The organism is Pseudomonas gingeri (genome assembly GCF_013386115.1).
GTDB classification, from domain to species: domain Bacteria; phylum Pseudomonadota; class Gammaproteobacteria; order Pseudomonadales; family Pseudomonadaceae; genus Aquipseudomonas; species Aquipseudomonas gingeri.
This window is the reverse complement of sequence record NZ_JACAOR010000013.1, coordinates 251,767-272,906: the sequence shown is the minus strand read 5'-3', so window position 1 is coordinate 272,906 and position 21,140 is coordinate 251,767. Positions and strand designations below refer to the sequence as shown.

The 21,140-nt window shown below is 63.3% G+C and carries 17 protein-coding genes; 7 read left to right on the top strand and 10 right to left on the bottom strand.

What is annotated here, in order from left to right:
- Nucleotides 1–19 precede the first annotated feature (19 nt).
- The 4 genes from HX881_RS25360 to HX881_RS25345 form a co-directional block, all read right to left on the bottom strand.
- Nucleotides 20–2,623 (bottom strand): fimbria/pilus outer membrane usher protein, encoded by a 2,604-nt coding sequence (locus tag HX881_RS25360; protein WP_177087219.1) that lies wholly within the window; start codon nucleotides 2,621–2,623, stop codon nucleotides 20–22.
- Between the two features lie 137 nt (nucleotides 2,624–2,760).
- Nucleotides 2,761–3,540, bottom strand: a complete 780-nt coding sequence (locus tag HX881_RS25355) for a fimbria/pilus periplasmic chaperone (RefSeq protein WP_177087217.1) — start codon at nucleotides 3,538–3,540, stop codon at nucleotides 2,761–2,763.
- Between the two features lie 19 nt (nucleotides 3,541–3,559).
- Nucleotides 3,560–4,330, bottom strand: a complete 771-nt coding sequence (locus HX881_RS25350) for a fimbria/pilus periplasmic chaperone (protein ID WP_177087215.1) — start codon at nucleotides 4,328–4,330, stop codon at nucleotides 3,560–3,562.
- Between the two features lie 61 nt (nucleotides 4,331–4,391).
- The gene (locus HX881_RS25345; protein WP_177087213.1) at nucleotides 4,392–4,955 is read right to left on the bottom strand and encodes a fimbrial protein; all 564 of its coding nucleotides are present in this window, start codon (nucleotides 4,953–4,955) and stop codon (nucleotides 4,392–4,394) included.
- A gap of 299 nt (nucleotides 4,956–5,254) precedes the next feature.
- On the opposite strand from HX881_RS25345, the gene HX881_RS25340 reads away from it, so the two are divergent.
- Entirely contained in the window at nucleotides 5,255–5,923 is a 669-nt protein-coding gene (locus HX881_RS25340; RefSeq protein WP_017125513.1) for a response regulator, read from the top strand.
- A 32-nt stretch (nucleotides 5,924–5,955) separates the two neighbouring features.
- On the opposite strand, the gene HX881_RS25335 is transcribed toward HX881_RS25340, so the two are convergent.
- Nucleotides 5,956–6,528: a xanthine phosphoribosyltransferase gene (locus HX881_RS25335; RefSeq protein WP_017125512.1), complete on the bottom strand. Its 573-nt coding sequence runs from the start codon at nucleotides 6,526–6,528 to the stop codon at nucleotides 5,956–5,958.
- A gap of 167 nt (nucleotides 6,529–6,695) precedes the next feature.
- Nucleotides 6,696–8,705: a DNA helicase Rep gene (rep, locus tag HX881_RS25330; RefSeq protein WP_042935111.1), complete on the bottom strand. Its 2,010-nt coding sequence runs from the start codon at nucleotides 8,703–8,705 to the stop codon at nucleotides 6,696–6,698.
- A 267-nt stretch (nucleotides 8,706–8,972) separates the two neighbouring features.
- On the opposite strand from rep, the gene HX881_RS25325 reads away from it, so the two are divergent.
- Nucleotides 8,973–10,643 (top strand): putative bifunctional diguanylate cyclase/phosphodiesterase, encoded by a 1,671-nt coding sequence (locus tag HX881_RS25325; protein ID WP_017125510.1) that lies wholly within the window; start codon nucleotides 8,973–8,975, stop codon nucleotides 10,641–10,643.
- 54 nt (nucleotides 10,644–10,697) lie between these two features.
- On the opposite strand, the gene HX881_RS25320 is transcribed toward HX881_RS25325, so the two are convergent.
- Nucleotides 10,698–12,143, bottom strand: a complete 1,446-nt coding sequence (locus HX881_RS25320) for a NorM family multidrug efflux MATE transporter (protein WP_246356579.1) — start codon at nucleotides 12,141–12,143, stop codon at nucleotides 10,698–10,700.
- Nucleotides 12,144–12,302: 159 nt separating this feature from the next.
- Here HX881_RS25320 and HX881_RS25315 point away from each other — a divergent pair, with 159 nt between their 5' ends.
- The 3 genes from HX881_RS25315 to HX881_RS25305 all read left to right on the top strand — a co-directional run bounded on the left by HX881_RS25315 (nucleotide 12,303) and on the right by HX881_RS25305 (nucleotide 16,428).
- Nucleotides 12,303–13,223: a LysR substrate-binding domain-containing protein gene (locus HX881_RS25315; protein ID WP_103033057.1), complete on the top strand. Its 921-nt coding sequence runs from the start codon at nucleotides 12,303–12,305 to the stop codon at nucleotides 13,221–13,223.
- A 190-nt stretch (nucleotides 13,224–13,413) separates the two neighbouring features.
- The gene (locus HX881_RS25310) at nucleotides 13,414–15,390 is read left to right on the top strand and encodes a methyl-accepting chemotaxis protein (RefSeq protein ID WP_177087211.1); all 1,977 of its coding nucleotides are present in this window, start codon (nucleotides 13,414–13,416) and stop codon (nucleotides 15,388–15,390) included.
- 228 nt (nucleotides 15,391–15,618) lie between these two features.
- Nucleotides 15,619–16,428, top strand: a complete 810-nt coding sequence (locus tag HX881_RS25305) for an NYN domain-containing protein (RefSeq protein ID WP_177087209.1) — start codon at nucleotides 15,619–15,621, stop codon at nucleotides 16,426–16,428.
- 24 nt (nucleotides 16,429–16,452) lie between these two features.
- Here the strand turns inward: HX881_RS25305 and HX881_RS25300 are convergent, their stop codons facing one another.
- From HX881_RS25300 to HX881_RS25290, 3 genes are all read right to left on the bottom strand, one after another.
- Nucleotides 16,453–17,946, bottom strand: coding sequence for a YifB family Mg chelatase-like AAA ATPase (locus HX881_RS25300; protein WP_103033056.1), 1,494 nt, complete (start codon nucleotides 17,944–17,946; stop codon nucleotides 16,453–16,455).
- Nucleotides 17,947–18,131: 185 nt separating this feature from the next.
- Nucleotides 18,132–18,404 (bottom strand): helix-turn-helix domain-containing transcriptional regulator, encoded by a 273-nt coding sequence (locus HX881_RS25295; RefSeq protein WP_425503540.1) that lies wholly within the window; start codon nucleotides 18,402–18,404, stop codon nucleotides 18,132–18,134.
- A gap of 309 nt (nucleotides 18,405–18,713) precedes the next feature.
- Complete coding sequence (locus HX881_RS25290) at nucleotides 18,714–18,974, bottom strand: accessory factor UbiK family protein (RefSeq protein WP_177087205.1); 261 nt, start codon at nucleotides 18,972–18,974, stop codon at nucleotides 18,714–18,716.
- A 414-nt stretch (nucleotides 18,975–19,388) separates the two neighbouring features.
- On the opposite strand from HX881_RS25290, the gene glnK reads away from it, so the two are divergent.
- Both glnK and HX881_RS25280 read left to right on the top strand, forming a co-directional pair.
- Nucleotides 19,389–19,727, top strand: coding sequence for a P-II family nitrogen regulator (gene glnK, locus HX881_RS25285; RefSeq protein WP_002555808.1), 339 nt, complete (start codon nucleotides 19,389–19,391; stop codon nucleotides 19,725–19,727).
- Between the two features lie 33 nt (nucleotides 19,728–19,760).
- Nucleotides 19,761–21,101, top strand: a complete 1,341-nt coding sequence (locus tag HX881_RS25280) for an ammonium transporter (RefSeq protein WP_177058305.1) — start codon at nucleotides 19,761–19,763, stop codon at nucleotides 21,099–21,101.
- The last annotated feature ends 39 nt before the right edge of the window (nucleotides 21,102–21,140 follow it).

The window sequence follows — 21,140 nt, the reverse complement described above, 5'->3', positions numbered from 1 at the left end:
CAGGTATTCGCGACCATGATCAAGCCTCATCTGCAGGAGTATCAGGCGGGGTCGAGCGGGACGTATCGCTACTGTCGGTCCGGCATTCCCCCTCCATTTGACGTAAGTCCTCCGAGTCGGCGAGCGTGCCCAGGTCGTAGGCGATCCGGCAGCTGTCCGCGCTGCTCGGGCCCCACTTGACCGTCAACTGGCCGCTATCGTCTGGCAGCCGGACAAACGCCATGCTGTTCTGCCCGACCACGCCCACGTTGGCCTCGCTTTCATCGAACACATCGGCACCGAACGGCAGCGGGCTGCCATCTTCCCGACTGGCATTGATGATCACGGCCCGCCCGCTGCTGGTCTCGTACTTCATCACCACCACGGAACCGGCCCGGGGGGCGACGTTGTGCGAGGCGGACTTGAGCTCCACGTCGTGGGACATGTCGCGTGGGTCCAGTTCGACCACGTTCTGGCGGTACGGGGTGAGGTGCGGCACCACGGCGTACCCCTTGCCGTCCACCTGGGCATCGTTGTTGCTGCCGACCCAGGCCCCCTTGGCGCCGGGTGCGTGGACCAGGCCGATGGTGTCGCCCAGTTCCGGGCTCAGGGTCAAGCCGTCGGCATGGGCGACCAGCCCGCCGGACAACCCCAGCGATTGCGAGTGGTAGCCGTTGCCCTGGCTGTGGCTGGTGGAAGCCACGGCATAGCGGCTGCGGTATTGCAGGTCAGCGTTGAAGCTGTTGCCGACGCCATTGCCGGCGTGGCTGGCCGAAACCCCGTAGTTGACCTCGCTGCGTTCGCCCCAGGTGCCGCCCAGGCCGGCCTGGACACTGCTTTGCCGGTCGCCGCGGGTGAGGTTGCTCCACAGGTTCGGTGCGCGGTTCGAGTAGCCCAGCGGCAGGCTGATGGTGAGGTCGATCTGGTTGCTGCTGCGCTCGGTCAGCAGGTCGCGGCTGCGCTGGGCGCTGATGGTGTAGTTCATGCGTTGCCAGGAACTGCTGTAGCCGGCGGTGAAGCTCAGGCTGCCGCCCTTGCGGTTCCAGTAGTTCTGCGACGAGCCGGTGAGGAATACCGATCCCTGGTCCAGGCTCTGGTTGAGGCTGACATCCAGGCGTTCGCGCACCCGGCTGACTTTTTCCAGGTCCCCGCCCCGGCGGGCGATATCCCGCAGTTGCGCGGTGTCGCGGGCACTGAGGAAACCGTCGGTGGAATAGCGAAAGGCACCCAGGGCGAAGTTGGTCCCGGTATCGGCGAAGTTCTTGTTGTAGCGGGCCTGCAGGCTCTGGCCGCGACGATTGGCAAACCCCGGCAGTTCAGACTGGGAGGTGGTCAGGTCGAGGGAGATCGCCCCCACCGGCGTATTGAACGCCGCCCCCAGCAGTTGCGAGTGATAGCCTTCCGACGCCAAGGCGCCGACATAGCCGGTGACCAGGTTGTTGAGACCGTATTGGAAGGTGCCCTGGCTCAGCCAGGGCTTGCTGTCGACACCGAGCTCGTCCATTTCACCGAGGCTCAGCGAGTAGCGGCTGTAGCCCGGCCGGATCAGGTTGACGTTGGAGGCGAACGGTACGATGAACTGCCGTTGCCGGCCATCGGCCTCGGTGACGGTGACCTCCAGGTCGCCGCCGTAACCGGTGGGGAACAGGTCGTTGAGCACGAATGGGCCCGGCGGCACGGTGACTTCGTCCAGCAGTATGCCGCGCTGGCGCACGCTGACCCGGGCGTTGGTCTCGGCCACGCCACGGACGATGGGCGCGTAGCCGGTCAGTGAGTCGGGCAGCATGCGATCGTCGGTGGACAGGGTCATGCCGCGCAGGCGGATGCTGTCGAACAGCTCGCCGGTGGTGTAGATCTCGCCGGCCATGAGTTGCGATTGCAGCCCGGGCAGTTCCCGTTGCAGATAGGTGGCGCTGCTCTGGTAGCTGCTGCTGGCTTCGTTGCTGCTGTAGGCGCCGTTGTGTCGCAGGTGCCAGCCGTTGAGGTTGAGACCGGTGTGCAGCCCCAGGTAGTTGGAGAACGATGAGCGGCCCTTGTTGTTGTTCATGAAACCGTTGGCGTTGTAGCGCACGAACGCCGCGTTCACCCCCGGATCCCAATGCTCCGGGCTGACGTAGCCGCGTGCCGTGCGTGACAGGTAGAGCTGTGGCACCTGCAGGTCCAGCCGTCCTTCACCGGCATCGAAACTGACGCTGGCGCCGGGGATGTAGGTGCCGATATCGCCACAGGTCGACAGCGGCGGCAGCGCCGGCGGCACGGGTTCACCGACTTCGGCGGCCTTCTGCGCTATGCCATCGAGATCGACCCCGAGCCGCGTCAGCAGGGGGCGTTCCAGGCAGAGCTGGGCATTGTTGCGGCCCTCGACGGCGGCGAAGGTCAGTTCTTCCCGGCCGATCCAGTTGCCGTTGACGGAGACGTCCGCGCGGTACTGGCCCGGCAGGACCACGTTGCCTTCGTTGAAGCGCGAGATGTCGATCTGTCCGCCGCCACCGGGGAAGAACGCCGGGTTGAACTCCACCCGCTCGACCTCGTCCGCGGCCAGGGCATTGCCGGCTGCCAGCAGCAGGAGGCTGTGAATGACATGGGCCAGACGGTTGCGCGGGGTGCGCAATCCGCCGGGTACAGACTGGGTCTTCGATCTCATCGCAAACATTCCAAACCTTGTGTATTGCCGGATTCGGGCAAGCCGGGCCCGACCGTCGCGCGTTCTTGTTCGCGGACGGGGCGGGAGTTCCTTTACTGGCTGGCGTTCCAGGCGCGCCAGGCGCTGATATCAGCCGGTCATGGCGTGACCTGGACCTTGTGCGAATGCCGGGCGCCGTAGTCGTCGATGGTCTGGAACTCGACCAGGGCGCCAGCGGCGGGGGCCGACTTCAGGCTCGGCAGGACGAAGCGGTTGCTGGCATTCGGGTTGACCATGTTCCCGGCGCCTGTCTGGCCGACCGGCTTGGCATGGCGTTGGCCCGCCGCGACCAGTTCCACCGAATCGAAGTTCAGGTGGTAGGGCGTAGGGTTATGCACTTCCAGGGCGGGTCCCTGGTCGCCGGACACCAGTGTCCAGCGCAGTTTTTCCACGGCTTGCGCGGGCGGGTAGGGAAGGTCCCGCGGCCGGAAAAACACCTTGATGCGCGTGCGGAAGGCGAGTTGCAGCTGGTTGCTCCCTTCCGAGTCCTGGGCCTTGGGCGGTACCTCCAGCATGTTCAGCCAGAACAGGCTCTCCTTGTCCTTGGGCAGCGATTCGCCGGTATAGGCCAGGCGCACGACCTGTTGCTTGCCCGGTTCCATGCGGAAGATCGGGGGCGTGGCGAGGAAGGGCACCCGGGCCTGTTCCGGCGCCACCTCTTCGTCGCCGGTGTCCAGCCAGACCTGCACCAGGGCCGGTTTCTGGTTCTTGTTCTCGAACCGGATGGTCACTTCCTTCTGGTTCGCCGGGTATACCACCCGGGTGCCGGTGATGATGACGCTGGCCCGGGCCATGAAGCTGGTGCTCAGCATCAGGATTGCGAGGGCAAGCAGGATGACGAGGCGTGCGGTCGCGGCGCTGCGCGGGAGTGTGTTCATGAGCACTGGTCGGTCCGGTTCAAGAGGTGATGTCGGCGCTGTGGCTGACGCGCGCGCCGAAGTCGCTGATCGCACTGAATTCGACCTTCAGGGCGCCGCTGGGCGGGGTTCGCAGGTTGGGCAGCGGGAAGCGCTTGATGTCGCCGGACGGCAGCAACAGGCTGTCGTTGACCTCCTTGTTCGGTGCCTTCGGGTAACGCTCGTCGCGGCCCTTGCCCACCAGTTCCACCGAGCCCAGGGAGACGTGATAAGGCGTCGGGTTGAGGACTTCCAGCGCGTGGCCACCTTCATGGCGCACGAGTTTCCAGCTCAGCTTCGGCGCCGCGCTGGTTTTCGGATAGGGCAGGCCTTCCGGCCGGTAGAACACTCGCAGCCGGGAACGAAACGACAGTTCCAGCAGGTTCCTGTCGGCAGTACCGACGGTGGTCGGCTGCACTTCCAGCACATTCAGCCAGAACAGGCTTTCGCGGTCCGCGGGTAGCGGGCCACCGGTATAGCGCAGGCGCGGGGCCTGCTGCTTTTTCGGTTCGATGCGCAGGATCGGCGGCATGGCGGTGAAGGGCGCCTGCGCGGTAGCGGGCGTCGCGCGTTTGTCGCCATCGTCGAGCCAGAGCTGGACCAGGGCGGGGCGTTCGCCCTTGTTCTCCAGCCGGACCACGACTTCCTGTTGCTCGGCGGGATAGATCACGCGCGCACCATGGATGACCACGGCGGCAAGCGAGGAAGTAGCGTGCAGCGATGCCGTCAGAAGGGCACAGGCGACCATGCCCGAACGAACCAGGTTGTTCATTGGCGAAGCTCTCGTGTTGAAGGCTGGACCCGCGACAGGGCGCGGGTCCGTTGGATGACGCTTACTCGGCGTACTCGATCATGAAGCCGACCCGGGTGGCGACCTGGCCTTCACCCGCGGCACCGGTGGCGTAGTACTGGGCGGCCAGGGGAATGACCGCCTGGTTGTCGGCGATGACCACGCCTTCGGATTTCTCGGTGTAGACGTGGATCGGCGTACCGTCGCGCTGGGTGACCTCGACCTGCACGTTGCTGGCGGCGTCGCCGGTGGTGTCGATGTTCAGGCGACCGGTGGCGACATCGATGGCCGGGCTGGTCGGGTCGAACGCGACCATTGCGGTACGACCGTTGGTGCAGGCGGTTTCACCCGGCGCACCCACGCGAATCGAGAAGCCGGTGAGGTTGGCGCGATCGCCGGCGTTCGTCAGGCGGGCCGCGGACACGCCGCCGAGGTCGACGTTCTTGACCACGCTGCCACCGCCTGGCGCTTCGCCTTCGATGGTGCAGGTCACGTCGGTCACCAGGCCATTGAAGTTGATGACGCCGTCATTGGCGGCGGAAGCCGGCAGGGCGATGAGTGCGGCCAGGGCGAGGGAGACGGCGGCAGAGACTTGGGAGATTTTCATCGGATTACCTTGAATGGTTTCAGTTGATTTCCCTTCCGACAGCCCTCCGGGTGGAGGGTGATAGCCTGTCGGACGAGGCCGCTACTCTCGCGTAGCCGGGGTCGCTGGAACATCGAGATAACTCGAAACCCTGCAGTTTCGTGATTTCTCGAAGGGCTTTCCGTTTGTGCTCTCGGCGCTGGGTGCTATAAGCCTGAAAGTTCTGTAGGTATTCGTCGCGGCCCTTATCTGCTGGCTCGGTTTTTTCTCGGGAGGTCTAAATAAAGATGACTAGCGCAGTCCCTGGTTCCTACACAGTCATGCTGCTGGACGATCACGAACTGATAAGGGTGGGTACGTCCCTGTGGTTGTCGAAAGAGCCTGACCTTGAGGTTGTCGGTTCCTTTTCCACGGGCAGGGAACTGCTCGCCGCCCTGGCCATCAGGCAGCCGGATATCCTCGTGATCGACTTCATGCTCGGCCCGACGGAGATCGACGGGATCAACCTGATCCGTGCGCTGCGGGTGCGTTATCCCGATTGCCGGCCACTGGTGCTTTCGGCCCACTACACCCCGGCGACCGTGTCGCTGGCGCTACGGGCCGGAAGCTGGGGCTTCTTTGGCAAGACCCAGCGCCTGGACGGGCTGGCGGCGGCGATCCGCACCGTGGCCCGGGGCAAGATCTACCTGCACCCGATCATGGCCAGGGAGGTCGCCACGGTGTCGGAGAAGGAGGTGTACGAGGCGGCGAGCGCCAGCGAGCAGGTGCCCGCGTGTGCCCATGACATCCTCTCGCCCCGGGAGCGGGAAGTGCTGCGCTGTTTTCTCGATGGCATGTCGGTGAACGGGATTGCCGAGAAGTTCTCGCGCAGCGCCAATACCATCAGCACCCAGAAACAGTCGGCCTACCGCAAGCTGGGGATCAAGACCGACAGCGAACTGTTCAAGCTGTCCAGTTCGCTACGGGATTCGAACGCGATGGGTTTCTGAGGCCGGCGGGGACCGGCCTGTCGCGGGACGGGTTACTCGATGAAGGTCACGACGCCGCCGGCCAGGGACTTGACCCGGGCCAGGGACTCGACGCGATAGCCCTGGGCGTCCAGCTCGGCACGGCCGCCCTGGAACGACTTCTCGATCACGATGCCCAGGCCCGCCACGGTCGCGCCGGCCTGCTTGATGATCGAGATCAGCGCCTGGGACGCTTTGCCGTTGGCCAGGAAGTCATCGATGATCAGCACGCGGTCGCTGCTGGTCAGGTGGCGCGGGGAGATCGCCACGGTGCTTTCCACCTGCTTGGTGAAGGAGTAGACGGTTGCCGACAGCAGGTTCTCCGTCAGGGTCAGGGACTGGTGCTTGCGGGCGAAAATCACCGGTACGCCGAGGTTCAAGCCGGTCATGATCGCCGGGGCGATGCCCGAGGCTTCGATGGTGACGATCTTGGTGATGCCCGAATCGGCGAACAGCGTGGCGAATTCGTCACCGATCAGTTTCATCAACTGCGGGTCGATCTGGTGGTTCAGGAAGGCGTCGACCTTCAGGACCTGATCGGAAAGCACGATGCCTTCTTCGCGAATTTTCTTATGCAGTGCTTCCACGGAACGTCCTCGAATAGCGCGTTTACGCTGAAAATATTGCTCCTGCAGGAGCGGGTTTGGGTAGGAGCGGGCTTGCCCATGAAGGGGCCAGTGAGGCTACTGAAAAGCTTCGCGGGCAAGCCCGCTCCCACACAAGCCCGCTCCCACAAATAAAGGGGAATCCAATTCTAGCGCTTTAACATGGCGCGTATATCCGCCAACGCGGAGTTGCCGCGAACGGCTTTCACTTCGGTCGGGGTGTCATCGTTGCCTTCCCAGGCCAGGTCGTCGGGAGGCAGTTCATCGAGGAAACGGCTCGGCGCGCAATCGATGACCTCGCCATACTGCTTGCGCTTGGCGGCGAAGGTGAAGGCCAGGGTCTGGCGCGCGCGGGTAATCCCGACATAGGCCAGGCGCCGTTCTTCCTCGATGGTGTCGGCCTCGATGCTGGAGCGGTGGGGAAGGATCTCCTCCTCCATGCCCATGATGAACACATAGGGGAACTCCAGCCCCTTGGACGCATGCAGGGTCATCATCTGCACGCCTTCGGCGCCTTCTTCCTCTTCCTGCTGGCGTTCGAGCATGTCACGCAGGACCAGCTTGCCGATGGCGTCCTCGACGGTCATGTCGCCGTCTTCGTCTTTCTCCAGAGTGTTCTTCAGCGCCTCGATCAGGAACCAGACGTTGCTCATCCGGTAGTCGGCGGCCTTGTCGCTGGAGCTGTTGGTGCGCAGCCAGTTCTCGTAGTCGATGTCCATGACCATGCTGCGCAGGGCGGAAATCGGGTCTTCGCCGGCGCACTGTTCACGCACGCGATCCATGAAGCGCTTGAACCGCGCCAGGCGGTCGGTGAAGCGGCTGTCCAGGTGTTCGCCGAGGCCGATCTCGTCGGTGGCGGCGTACATCGAGATCTTGCGCTCGGTGGCATAGTTGCCGAGCTTTTCCAGGGTGGTCGAGCCGATTTCCCGGCGGGGCACGTTGATCACCCGCAGGAAGGCGTTGTCGTCATCCGGGTTCACGATCAGGCGGAAGTAGGCCATCAGGTCCTTCACTTCCTGGCGTCCGAAAAAGCTGTTGCCGCCGGACAGGCGATAGGGGATCTGGTGGTGCTGCAGCTTCAACTCGATCAGCTTGGCCTGGTAGTTGCCGCGATAGAGGATGGCGAAATCGCTGTAGGGACGGTCGGTGCGCAGGTGCAGGCTGAGGATTTCCATGGCCACGCGCTCGGCCTCGGCGTCCTCGTTGCGGCAGCGGATCACGCGGATCTCGTCGCCGTGGCCCATCTCGCTCCAGAGCTGTTTTTCGAACTCGTGGGGATTGTTCGAGATCAGCACGTTGGCGCAGCGCAGGATACGGCTGGTGGAGCGGTAGTTCTGCTCGAGCATCACCACTTTCAGGGACGGGTAGTCGTCCTTGAGCAGCATCAGGTTTTCCGGACGCGCGCCGCGCCAGGCGTAGATCGACTGGTCGTCGTCGCCAACCACGGTGAACTGGTTGCGCGTGCCGATCAGCATTTTCACCAGCAGGTACTGGCTGGCGTTGGTGTCCTGGTATTCGTCCACCAGCAGGTAGCGGACCTTGTTCTGCCACTTTTCGAGGATGTCGGCATGTTCCTCGAACAGTTTCACCGGCAGCAGGATCAGGTCGTCGAAGTCCACCGCGTTGAACGCCTTGAGCGTGCGCTGGTAGTGGGTGTAGACGATGGCGGCGGTCTGTTCCTTGGGGTTGCGCGCGTTTTCCAGGGCCTGGGGCGGCAGGATCAGGTCGTTCTTCCACGAGCCGATCATGTTCTTGATCTCGTCGACGCCGTCGTCGCCCGAGTATTCCTTCTGCATGATGTCGGTCATCAGGGCCTTGACGTCGGTCTCGTCGAAAATCGAGAAGCCCGGCTTGTAGCCCAGCCGCACGTGTTCCTTGCGGATGATGTTCAACCCCAGGTTGTGGAAGGTCGAGACCGTCAGGCCACGGCCTTCGCCACCCTTGAGCAGGGTGCCGACGCGTTCCTTCATTTCCCGCGCCGCCTTGTTGGTGAAGGTCATGGCGACGATGTACTGGGCGCGGATGCCGCAGTTCTGGATCAGGTGGGCGATCTTGCGGGTGATCACGCTGGTCTTGCCGGAGCCGGCACCGGCGAGCACCAAAAGAGGGCCGCCGACGTAGTTCACGGCTTCTTGCTGCCGGGGGTTGAGTCGGGACATGGCGAAGTAAGTGGTCTGTTACGAAAAAGGGCGGGCATTTTAACAGGCTGGACAGATTCTGCCGCGACTCTCCGACACTGTGACGTACCACGCGATCTAAATTTGCCGGTTTTGTTACTTTCCCGCAGGATGCGCGAAGAATTTAAGGCTATCGTTCACGTTTGCACGGTACAAGACGGCGGTTGAGAATCAATTGCGTTTGTAGTCGCTGCACGGCGCGTCATAATGCCTTTCGCCACTATTTTTTGCAGAGTCTAGGGAGCTAGCTTGTCCAAGCCTGTCGAACCCTTGCGTTTGCTGCTTCTGGCCGAAGAGCCGGTGTGGGCAGCGTTGTTGCGCGAGTGTCTCGCTCCGATGGGAGGCGCGGCCGTATTGGTCAGTGCGACCTCCTGGGAGTTGGTCAGTAGCCTCTTCGATGACGAACGCACGGCGGTATTGCTCACCGTGCCCGGCCTGCAGCCGGCGCCGGGGCGTTGCAGCCTGCCGACCGTGCTGCTGCTCGACAGCGAACCCGACGTGGCGCCGCTGGGCGTCAGCGACTGGCTGGTCCGCGCGGACCTGGACGCCTCGACCCTGCGTCGCTGCCTGCGGCACGTGCGTGAGCGCGGCGTGCTGGAAAACACCCTGCAACGTCTCGCCGAACAGGACCCGCTCACCGGTATCGCCAATCGCCAGGGGTTCCAGACCCTGCTGGCGGCGCGCCTGGCCGAGAATGAAGGGCGCGGTCTGGCCCTCGGGCACCTCGACCTGGACAACTTCCGTCACGCCAACGATGCCCTGGGGCACCAGGCCGGTGACCGGCTGATCCTGCAGGTGGTCGCCCGCCTCAAGAGCCAGCTCGAAGCCGGTGATCAACTGGCGCGCCTGGGCAGCGACGAGTTCGCCCTGTTGATCGATACCCGTCGCGCACCGCAGCGGGCCGAGTGGATGGCCGAGCGGATCATCGAAGTCATGGCCGAGCCCTATTGGGTCGACGGTGAAAGCCTGTTGATCGGCTGCAGCCTGGGCATCGCCCACGCTCGCGCCAACGCCGGGGCCGACCCGCTGATGTGGCACGCGCACATTGCCATGCAGCAGGCCAAGAGCACCCAGGGCTGTACCTTCCACATCTTCAATGAACGCATCAATCGCAATGCCCGCAGCCTCGCCGACCTTGAAAGCGAGCTGCGCCGGGCGCTGCGCCGCGACGAGCTGGAACTGCACTACCAGCCACGCCTGGACCTGGGCACCGGGCAGATCGTCGGCCTCGAAGCCCTGGTGCGCTGGCGCCACGGCGAGCGTGGGCTGTTGCCGCCCAGCGAATTCGTGCCTTTGGCCGAGCAGAGCGGGTTGATCGTGCCCCTGGGCTACTGGGTGATTTCCCGAGCCCTGCGGGATATGCAGGACTTGCGCGAGCGCGGGCTGGGGCCGTTGCACATGGCGGTCAACCTGTCGTTCCGGCAGTTCCAGGACAGCCAGTTGCTGTCGACCTTGAGCCGGCTGATCGCCGAGCGCGGCGTCGAGGCGCAATGGCTGGAGTTCGAACTCACCGAAACCGCGGTCATGCGGCGCAGCGACCTGGTCAAGCAGACCATGGATGCCCTTGGGCGGCTGGGGGTGCGTTTTTCCCTGGATGACTTCGGCACCGGTTTCTCCTCCTTCGTGCACCTCAACAGCCTGCCGATAGCCTTGCTCAAGGTGGACAAGAGTTTCGTCGGCGGTATGGAGTTGCGCGAAGAGAACCGCAAGCTGGTTCACGCCATGATCAACCTGGCCCACAACCTCAACCTGGAAGTGGTGGCCGAAGGGGTCGAAACCCCGGAGCAACTGGCGCTGTTGCGTGGCTTCGGCTGCGACCAGGCCCAGGGCTACCTGATCAGCCGGCCGCTGCCACTGGTGGAACTGGTCGAGTACCTGACGTTCGGTGCCAGCCAGCAGGCGGTGCAGGACGTCTGCTGAGCCTGTCGGGGCGCGGTCCCCCGTGGGAGCCGGCTTGCTGGCGATTACGATCGATCAGGCGACATCTTTGCCGGCTGGTACAACGCGATCGCCAGCAAGCCGGCTCCCACCCGTCGGGGTCGTGTGCGCTGACGAATTCGTCCGGCGCTGCTTCAGCATCCGCTTCATCCGCCATTCGAACGCCAGGGTCAGGCCCACCGCCGCGAACGCCAGTCCCAGGGCCAGGCCCCACCAGACGCCGGTGGGGCCCCAGCCGACACTGAACGCCAGCAGCCATGCTGCCGGTGCGCCGATCAGCCAGTAGCAACCGAGCCCGACGAGGAAGGTCGTCTTGGCATCCTTGAGCCCGCGAATCGCGCCCATGGCGATGGTCTGGGTGCCGTCGAACAGCTCGAACCAGGCGGCCACGGCCAGCAGGCTGACAGCCAGGTCGATCACCGGACGGAATGCCGGGTCGTTGTGGTCCAGGAACAACCCGATCAACTGATGCGGCGCGAGCCAGAAGAGCATGGCGAAGGCCAGCATGGTCGCCGCGCCGAAGGCGATGCCGACCCGTCCCGCGCGCCGCGCATCCAGCAGTTGTCCGGCACCGTAGTGCTGGCCGATGCGCAGGGTGATGGCATAGGAAATCCCCGCCGGAATCATGAACGCCACCGAGACGATCTGCAGGGCGATCTGGTGGGCCGCCAACTGGGTGCTGCCCATGGTGCCCATGCACAGGGCGGCGAAGGCGAACAGCCCGACTTCCACCGCGTAGGTGCCGCCGATGGGCAGGCCCAGTCGCCAGAGCTCGCGCAGGTACTGCCAGTTCGGCCGGGACAGGCCGCGGCGCAAGGGGTAGTCGCGATACGCGGCATGCCGCCTGATGTGCCAGGCCATGGCCAGCGCCATGCAGTTGGCGACGATGGCGGTGACCAGGCCGATACCGGTCAGTCCCAGCCGGGGCAGGCCGAACATCCCGGTGATGAACGCATAGTTGAGGGCAAAGTTGGCCACGGTGCCACAGAGGCTGATCACCATCACCGGGGTGGCACGTCCCAGGGCACTGGTAAAGCCGCGCAGGGCCATGAAGCTCAGGTAGCCGGGCAGGGCGAACGGCAGCGCCAGCAGGAACTGGCCGGCCGCGTGCACGTTGCTCGGGGTCTGGCCGAACAGCAGCAGGAGCGACTTGAGGTTCCACAGCAGCAGGCCGGCGACCAGCGCCATGGCCCAGGCCAGCCAGAGCCCGGCCTGGGTCAGCCGGGTGGCGCCCTCGACATCGCCGGCGCCGTGACGAATGGCCACCAGGGTGCCGACCGCGGCAATCACGCCGAGGCAGAAAATCGACACGAACGAATAGCTCGCCGCACCCAGTCCGCCGCCGGCCAGGGCCTCGGGGCTGAGGCGGGCCATCATCAGGGTGTCGGTCAGCACCATCAGCATGTGTGCCAACTGCGAGGCGATCAACGGCCCCGACAGCCGCAGGATGGCCCAGAGTTCGGTACGTGCTGGATGCTGCATGATCATCAGGCTCAAAAAGTGGCAGGCTGGGGAAAGGATTGATTCTCGGCGCCTGCGCGGGTTTGCACAAAGGGATAAAAACGATTGCTCGCATGATAAAAACTCATGCAGGGGCATTTCTGGTAAGTTCTTCACTATCCAGCCATCGGAAGGTTCCGCATGTCCCGCCGCCTGCCGCCCCTCTACGCCTTGCGCGCTTTCGAAGCCGCGGCGCGACATAGCTCGTTCACTCGCGCGGCGGAAGAACTGTCGATCACCCAGAGCGCGGTCAGTCGGCATATCCGCACGCTCGAAGACCACTTCGCCTGTCGCCTGTTCCAGCGCAATGGCCGCAACCTGCAATTGACGGAAGCCGCGCGCCTGCTGTTGCCGGGGATCCGCGAAGGCTTCGGTGCCCTGGAGCGTGCCTGCAATACCTTGCGCGCCGAAGATGACATCCTGCGCATGAAGGCGCCCTCGACCCTGACCATGCGCTGGTTGCTGGCCCGGCTCAGCCGCTTCCGGCACTTGCAGAAAGGCAACGAGGTGCAGCTCACCAGCGCCTGGATGGACATCGACAGTGTCGACTTCAACCAGGAGCCTTTCGATTGCGCGGTGTTGCTCGGCAACGGGCATTTCCCGCCGGACTGGGAAGCCAGCTACCTGTTTTCCGAATGGCTGATCCCGGTAGGCGCGCCGACGCTGCTCAACGACCAGCCCTGGGACGTCGAGCGGCTGGCCGGCGCCGAGCTGTTGCATCCGACGCCGGATCGTCGTGACTGGCGCAGCTGGCTGGAGCGCATGGGCCTGTCCGAGCGGATTTCCCTCAAGGGCGGCCAGGTGTTCGATACCCTGGAACTGGGCATGATCGCCGCGGCCCGTGGCTACGGCGTGTCCATGGGCGACCTGTTGATGGTGGCGGAGGATGTCGCCCAGGGCCGCCTGAGCCTGCCATGGCCGACCGCCGTGGCCAGCGGCGAGAAATATTACCTGGTATGGCCGAAAACCCGCCCTGGCGGCGAGCGCCTGCGGCGTCTGAGCGACTTCCTGCAAGGCGAGGTCGCCGCGATGGAATTGCCCCCGGTCGAACGCCTGAGCTGAATCGAAACAGCCCGTCAGTCCGGGATTTGGCCGATATCCACCTGATTTACTCAAGTATCGCTGCTGGCCGCCGAATCTACCCATATGGAACCTTCGTTCAGAAAGCCCCACTCACGACTCAACTTTTAGAATTATTACCGGGTAGCGCCACGAGATCAGGATGATCCGGCCGCTCGGCCAGGAGCTGTTCATGTCTCAACCCCGTGCTCGAATCGCCACGCAACTGGGTCTTGCGCTCGCTGTCATCCTGGCAGTGGTGATCAGTGGCAGTACTGTCTTTGCCCTCCGCTCGCTGGACTCCGCCAACCTCGACACCCGTGAAGAGCACCTGGCCAGCGAGGCGCGGCTGCTGGCCGACCAGTTGAATACCTTCCACGGCACCCTGCGCGAAAGCACCCAGCGCCTGAGCGGGCTGTTCGAAAAGCGCTTCAGCAGCGGCCTGAGCGTACGTCCCGAGGCCCCGGTGGCCGTCGCCGGCACCCAGGCCCCCGGGTTGTACCTGGGCGATCACCTGCTCAACAACGATTTCAGCGAAGTCGACGAATTCAAGCAGATGTCGGCTGGCGTCGCGACCTTGTTCGTGCGCAGTGGCGACGACTTTATCCGGGTCAGCACCTCCCTGACCAAGCAGGACGGCAGCCGGGCCATCGGCACCTTGCTCGATCACCAGCACCCGGCCTATGCCAGGCTGATGGCCGGCCAGGGCTATGTCGGCCGCGCCTTGCTGTTCGATCGCTCCTACATGACCCAGTACACGCCAGTGCGTGACAGCAGTGGCAAGGTGTTCGCGGTGCTGTTTGTCGGCTTCGACTACACCGATGCGCAGAACGCGCAGTTCGAAAACCTCAAGCGCTTCCGGATCGGCACCACCGGCTCCCTGTCGTTGCTCGACGAGCAGAAGCACTGGCTGGTGCCGCCGGCCGGGGTGAAGGACCTCGACCAGGCGGTCCCGGTGATCGTCGACCTCGCCAGGCAACCGGGCCAGGGACGTTTCTGGAGCGACAAGGGCGACGACCTCTACAGTGTCGCGGTGCCGTTTGAAGGCGGGCCGTGGACCGTGGTGGCGAGCATGCCCAAGGCCGAGATTCGCGAAGTGACCTGGAGCGTCGGTATTCGCCTGGTATTGGGCAGCGTGCTGGCGATGTTGCTGGCGGTCGGCGCGGCGGTCTGGCTGTTGCGCAGCAAGCTGCAACCGCTGGGAGACCTGGTGCGCCAGGCGCAAGCCCTGGGTGCCGGTGACTTGAGCGTACGGCTGAATGTGTCGAGCCATGACGAAATCGGCCAACTGGCTGCCAGCTTCAACCAGATGGGGCAGGCGCTGTCGACCATGGTCGAGCACATCCGCAAGGCCGCCGCCGAGGTCAACAGCCGCGCCAAGGCCTTGTCCGGCCTGTCCGGCGGGGCCTATGAGGGAATGGAACAGCAGTCCGGCGAAATCACCAGCATGGCCGGCGCGGTGGAGGAATTCAGCGCGACCTCGCTGAACATTGCCGACAACATGGGCAGTACCGAGCGCCTGGCCCAGGAAAATGCCCAGCAGACGCGGATCGGCCGGACCTCCATGGACGAGGCGTCCTTCTCCCTGGAGCAGATCGCCGCAGCGCTCAACAGCACCGCGACGGTGATCAACACCCTGGGCCAGCGTTCCCAGGAAATCGGTGGCATCGTCGGAGTGATCACCTCGATTGCCGACCAGACCAACCTGCTGGCGTTGAACGCTGCCATCGAAGCCGCCCGTGCCGGCGAGCAGGGCCGTGGTTTTGCCGTGGTGGCGGATGAAGTGCGCAGCCTGGCGGGTCGTACCCGCGAGGCGACCGACGAGATTTCCGGGATGATCCACAGCATCCAGCAGGAAACCAGCCATGCCATCCAGACCATGGAGCAGGGCAACGCGCTGATGCAGGAAGGTCTGTCACGCAATGCCAACGTTGCCTCGGCACTGGCGCGGATCGACGAACAGAGCCGCTCGGCCGGCCAGCAGTTCGCCGCCATCACCACCGCGACCCAGGAACAAAGCAGCACCGCGACCCTGCTCAGCAGCAACCTGCAAAGCATCGCCCTGGCCAACAGCGAACAGCGCGAAGTGGTCTCCAACCTGGCGCTGACCGCCAAGGAACTGGAAGGCCTGGCGGCGGACCTGCGTCAGGAGGTTGATCGGTTTCGTTGAACGGAAGTAGTCCTTTCAGGATGTCGATCCAGATGCCAAGCGGAGTTGTCGCGGTTGGCCGCTCAATAGGAAGGACGTACGAAAGTTTTGAAACAACCTACTGATGATTTTGGTTTGACTGCTTCGTCAAGCCTGAATAAAATTTGATCAACAGCCCAGTACAGCGCGCAGGCAATCGTTAGAACCTGCCCAGCGGTCCTGGGCTTTTTTTTGCCCGGAGAAAAGCTCATGAAACGAACAGCCGTCCTGATTGACGGGGGATTTTTCTTCCAGCGGTTTCTTTTTTTCTCGCGCAAGTACTTCCGAAAAGACTTCATTGTGACGTCCGAGCAGTTGGCGACAATCATCAAAAAAATTGTCCGGCTGCATATCGAAGATGAACGAACTGCAGCCAGAGAGCTATATCGGATTTACTACTACGATTGTCCCCCACCCTCAAATCAGGTGCGTTTGCCAATTGTGCCCTCGGGCCATACGTCATCCGGCCACTTGAACTTCAACAAGCATCCTCCCTACCAGCTTCGACGAGAGTTGCATGACCATCTCAGGGCTAGCCGAAAGACTGCCCTGCGTTTGGGAGAACTGTCGAGAAATGGGGAGTGGCAACTCAATACTCATACGCTGAAGGAGTTGCTCAAGGGGGCAAGGCAATGGCATGCGCTGACCAATGAAGATTTCCATTACAAGGTCGAACAGAAAGCCGTCGATACAAAGCTGGGAATGGACATCACCACGCTCGCCCTCGACAAGCTGGTCGACGTGATCGTTCTGGTCGCTGGGGATTCCGATTTTGTGCCTGCGGCAAAGCTGGCACGCATGAAAGGTATCGACTTCGTCCTGGATCCTATGTGGGCTAACACGAGTGCTAGCTTGAGCGAACACGTCGATGGGCTTCGATCGTTTGATCTGGTTCGAATCATTCGCGACGTAACGGGCGAAACAGTATCCAGCCTGCCTGATTGGTGGCAAAAAACCTGCGCTGATATAGCGATCACCGGGAATATGGAGACTGATCCGGGGATTGATGTTCAGGGTTGAGCTTTTGCCATCGATCCAACGCCATCAACTGGCACTGGGCCGATACTGCAACGCCTCGGCCAGATGGTCGCGGCTGATGGTTTCCAGTTGCTCCAGGTCCGCCAGGGTCCGCGCGACCTTCAGCAATCGATGGGCCGCCCGCAACGACAGGGTCAATCGCTCGCAAGCCGTTTCCAGCCAGTGTTCGTCGGCTGTGGATAACTTGCAGTGCTGTCGCAGGCCTTCCAGATCGAGAAAGGCATTGGCGCAGCCCTGGCGCTGTTGCTGGCAGTGGCGGGCTTCTGCCACCTGTGTCGCGGCCTTGGCCGTGTTGTTTCCCGGCTCCCGGGCGGGCCTCAAGGCCGTGGCCTCGCGGGCTACGGTCAGGTGCAGGTCGATGCGATCGAGCAGGGGGCCGGAGAGTTTGTTGCGATAGCGCTGGACCTGCTCCGGCGTGCAGCGACAGCGGTTGGCGGGGTCGCCAAGATATCCACAGGGGCAGGGATTCATCGCCGCCACCAGTTGGAAGCGCGCCGGGAACCGTACCCGATCCCGGGCCCGGGAAATGATGATCTGGCCCGACTCCAGCGGCTCGCGTAAAACCTCCAGCACCTTGCGGTCGAACTCCGGCAACTCGTCGAGAAACAGCACGCCATGGTGGGCGAGGGTGATCTCGCCAGGCTGCGGCCTGGACCCGCCGCCCACCAGCGCCGGCCCGGAAGCCGAGTGATGGGGCTGGCGAAACGGTCGCTGCGGCCAACTGCTGAGGGGCACATGGCTGGCGACCGACTGGATCGCCGCCACTTCCAGCGCTTCCTGTTCATCCAGCGGCGGCAACAGGCCGGGCAGACGGCTCGCCAGCAGCGTCTTGCCAGTACCCGGCGGCCCGCTGAACAGCAGGTTGTGGGCGCCGGCGGCGGCGATCAGCAGGGCGCGTTTGGCGGCGAGCTGGCCTTGCACTTCGCTCAGGTCCGGATAGGGTTTGCCCAGGTGCAGCAGGCCATCGGACTCGAAGGGGCTGATCGGTGCGTGGCCGTTGAGATGGGCGACCAGTTGCAGCAGATGATCGACCGCGATCACCGTCAGCCCGGAAGCCAGCGAAGCCTCTTCGGCATTGGCCTGCGGCACCACCAGCGTACGTCCGGCGGCGCGTGCCGCGAGTGCCGCCGGCAACACGCCCTGCACCGGGCGAATGGCGCCGGACAAGGCCAGTTCACCCAGGCACTCCAGGTTTTCCAGCGTCAGGGTCGGCACCTGTACGCTGGCGGCGAGGATGCCGAGGGCAATCGCCAGATCGAAGCGCCCACCGTCCTTGGGCAGGTCCGCCGGAGCGAGGTTGAGGGTGATGCGCCGAGCGGGAAAGTCGAGAGCCGAATTGAGGATCGCACTGCGCACCCGGTCCTTGCTTTCCTTCACGGCGGTTTCGGGCAGGCCGACCAGGGTAAGGGAGGGCAAGCCGTTGGCCATATGGGTTTCAACGGTAACGGCGGGGGCTTCCACGCCCACCTGGGCGCGAGTGTGGACGATGGCCAGGGACATGTTCTTTCCTTGAACGCAAAGCGGATTTGCTGCGGTTCTGCAAGGCTAGTCGAGCGGAGGAAGGGCTTGTGGGCTTTTGTGTGTCCGGACGATTCGTTGTCAGCCTGTAAGCTGTCAAAGCAGGCGCGCGTGTATACCTATGGGCTGACAACCTTGAAGGTGCATTGTGGGCAAGTGTCAGTGTTTCAGTGGGTTGTAAGTGGCTGAACAGCCAGCCTCAGTCCCATGACACGCAGAATCGCTGCAAGGCTGCTGACAGCCGGGTTGCCTTCGGCAGACAAGGTTCGATAGAGCTGAGTCGGATTCAACTCGGCGGCCTTGGCTACGCCGCGCACACCGCCAAAAGCCTCCGCCATCTGGCGCAGGGCAATCAGCAACTCGGCCTGTTCGCCGTCTGCCAGGATGCTGTTCAGCAGTTCTGCCGCGTAGGCCGGATCGTTGCGAAATACCTCGGCCATGGTGCAATCATGGGATCTGTCTTTCATGCTTCGTTCTTTTGTCCGTTGTTGGACGAGAGGGGGCGACGCGCCACCATAGAGCTGTGGTGAACGACTCAACGACTCTGAGATGAGAACTGGATGCGCGAAACGGCGGCAAATTGCCCATTTTGCTACCAAAGAATTCAGCGCCGATAGCTGGTTGCAAATGTTCATTTGCCGGGCTTGTCGAGCGAGGCGAGTAGGGTCATTCAGGGGGTTGAGTTGAGGCTGGAACCCTCGAATACCAGCCCTTGCTCCCGCATGAAGCAGGAGCGGAATACTGAGCTGTTACTCCACAGGCGGGCTGAGCTTCGCCTCCAACTCCGCCACCTTCGCCTCCAGGCTTTCCAGGCGCGCGCGAGTGCGGGCCAGGACCACCATCTGGCTGTCGAATTCTTCCCGGCTGACCAGGTCCAGCTTGCTGAAACCGCTCTGCAGCAGGGCCTTGAACTGGCTTTCGATTTCAGTGCGCGGCAACGGGGTTTCGCCGCTGAACAGGCGGGAGGCGTGGCCGCTCAGGGCGTCGAGGAAGGCTTTGGGCGCGAGCATGGTCTGGGTTCCGAATACAGGGTCGTCCCAGTGTACCACGCAGTGTCTATAGTGATTTCCGAGGGCGGCGATGCACGCTTTTCGCGCAGCACGCCGGGCGGTCGCGCACCGTTGTTGTGCGTGTTGTCCGCATGCGGGCGGGATTTTCGTCCTCCACGGCGACCAAGGGATTGAAATCAGTGGGTTTTGTAGAGATGGCAAGGTTTCTGCTTAGTCGCTTGTGACCCATGCACTGATGCAGTCGCTGTGACGAAGCAGTGCGGCAGGCGGAGCTGGGAAGCTTCGCCGGCAGCGGTTAGCTGGCGTCGACAGGCTGATCAGGGCCAACGATGCGTTACAAAGCCAGGCACTGCGCTTAGACTTGAGTCGGGTTTGTTTTCCTGGGGCAAGTCCACCAATTCGGGAGAGAGTTTCATGAAGCTAGTCACTGCCATCATCAAGCCGTTCAAGTTGGACGACGTGCGCGAGTCGTTGTCCGAAATCGGCGTGCAGGGCATTACCGTTACTGAGGTCAAAGGCTTTGGTCGGCAGAAGGGTCACACCGAGCTGTATCGCGGCGCGGAATACGTGGTCGACTTCCTGCCCAAGGTGAAGATTGATGTCGCCATCGACGACAAGGATCTTGACCGGGTTATCGAGGCGATAACCAAGGCCGCCAACACCGGCAAGATCGGTGACGGCAAGATCTTTGTGGTCAATCTGGAACAGGCTATTCGCATCCGTACCGGCGAAACCGATACCGACGCAATCTAAGCCGCCAAACCCAACGCCCCAGGAGAAAACAATATGACTCTGCGTAAATTCGCAGGGCTAGGAGCCCTGTTGTCCCTCGTAATGCCGGCCCTGGCCATGGCGGCGGACCCGGTACCGGCTCCAGTCCTCAATTCCGGTGATACCAGCTGGATGCTGACCTCCACGGCCCTCGTGCTGTTCATGACCATTCCAGGCCTCGCGCTGTTCTACGGCGGCATGGTGCGGTCGAAAAACATTCTTTCCGTGATGATGCAGTGCTTCGCCATTACCGGTCTGATCACCATCCTGTGGTTCATCTATGGCTACAGCATGGCGTTCGATACCACCGGGATGGAAGCCGGCGTCGTCAACTACAACTCCTTCGTCGGCAGCCTGGCCAAGGCCTTCCTCGCCGGTATCACCCCGGCGAGCATCACCGGCCCGGCGGCGTTGTTCCCCGAGGCGGTGTTCGTCACCTTCCAGATGACCTTCGCGATCATCACCCCGGCGCTGATCGTCGGTGCCTTCGCCGAACGGATGAAGTTCTCCGCGATGCTGATCTTCATGGGCGTCTGGTTCACCCTGGTGTATGCACCGATCGCGCACATGGTCTGGAGCGGCCCGGGTTCCCTGCTGGGCGACTGGGGCGTGCTCGACTTCGCAGGCGGCACCGTGGTGCACATCAACGCCGGTATCGCCGGCCTGGTGGCCTGCCTGGTGCTGGGCAAGCGCAAAGGCTTCCCGACCACCCCGATGGCGCCACACAACCTCGGCTACACCCTGATCGGCGCGGCCATGCTGTGGGTCGGCTGGTTCGGCTTCAACGCCGGTTCCGCCGCCGCGGCCAACGGTACCGCCGGTATGGCGATGCTGGTGACCCAGATCGCCACCGCCGCTGCCGCACTGGGCTGGATGTTCGCCGAGTGGCTGACCCACGGTAAGCCAAGCGCACTGGGCATCGCCTCGGGCGTGGTGGCCGGCCTGGTCGCCATTACCCCGGCTGCCGGTACCGTCGGCCCGATGGGCTCGCTGATCATCGGCCTGGCGGCGGGTGTGGTGTGCTTCTTCTGCGCCACGACCCTGAAACGCAAGCTGGGCTACGACGACTCCCTGGACGCCTTCGGCGTGCACGGTATCGGCGGTATCCTCGGCGCCATCCTGACCGGTGTGTTCGCGGCACCGTCGATGGGCGGCTTCAACGCTGCAACCACCGACATCGCTGCCCAGGTCTGGATCCAGTGCAAAGGCGTCGGCTTCACCGTCATCTACACCGCGGTCGTGACCTACATCATCCTCAAGGTCCTGGATGTAGTGATGGGCCTGCGTGTGACCGACGAAGAAGAATCGGTCGGCCTCGACCTGGCACAACACAACGAGCGCGGCTATAACCTGTAAGCGCGTTTAAAAAATTTGCCCGGCTTGCCGGGCATTTTT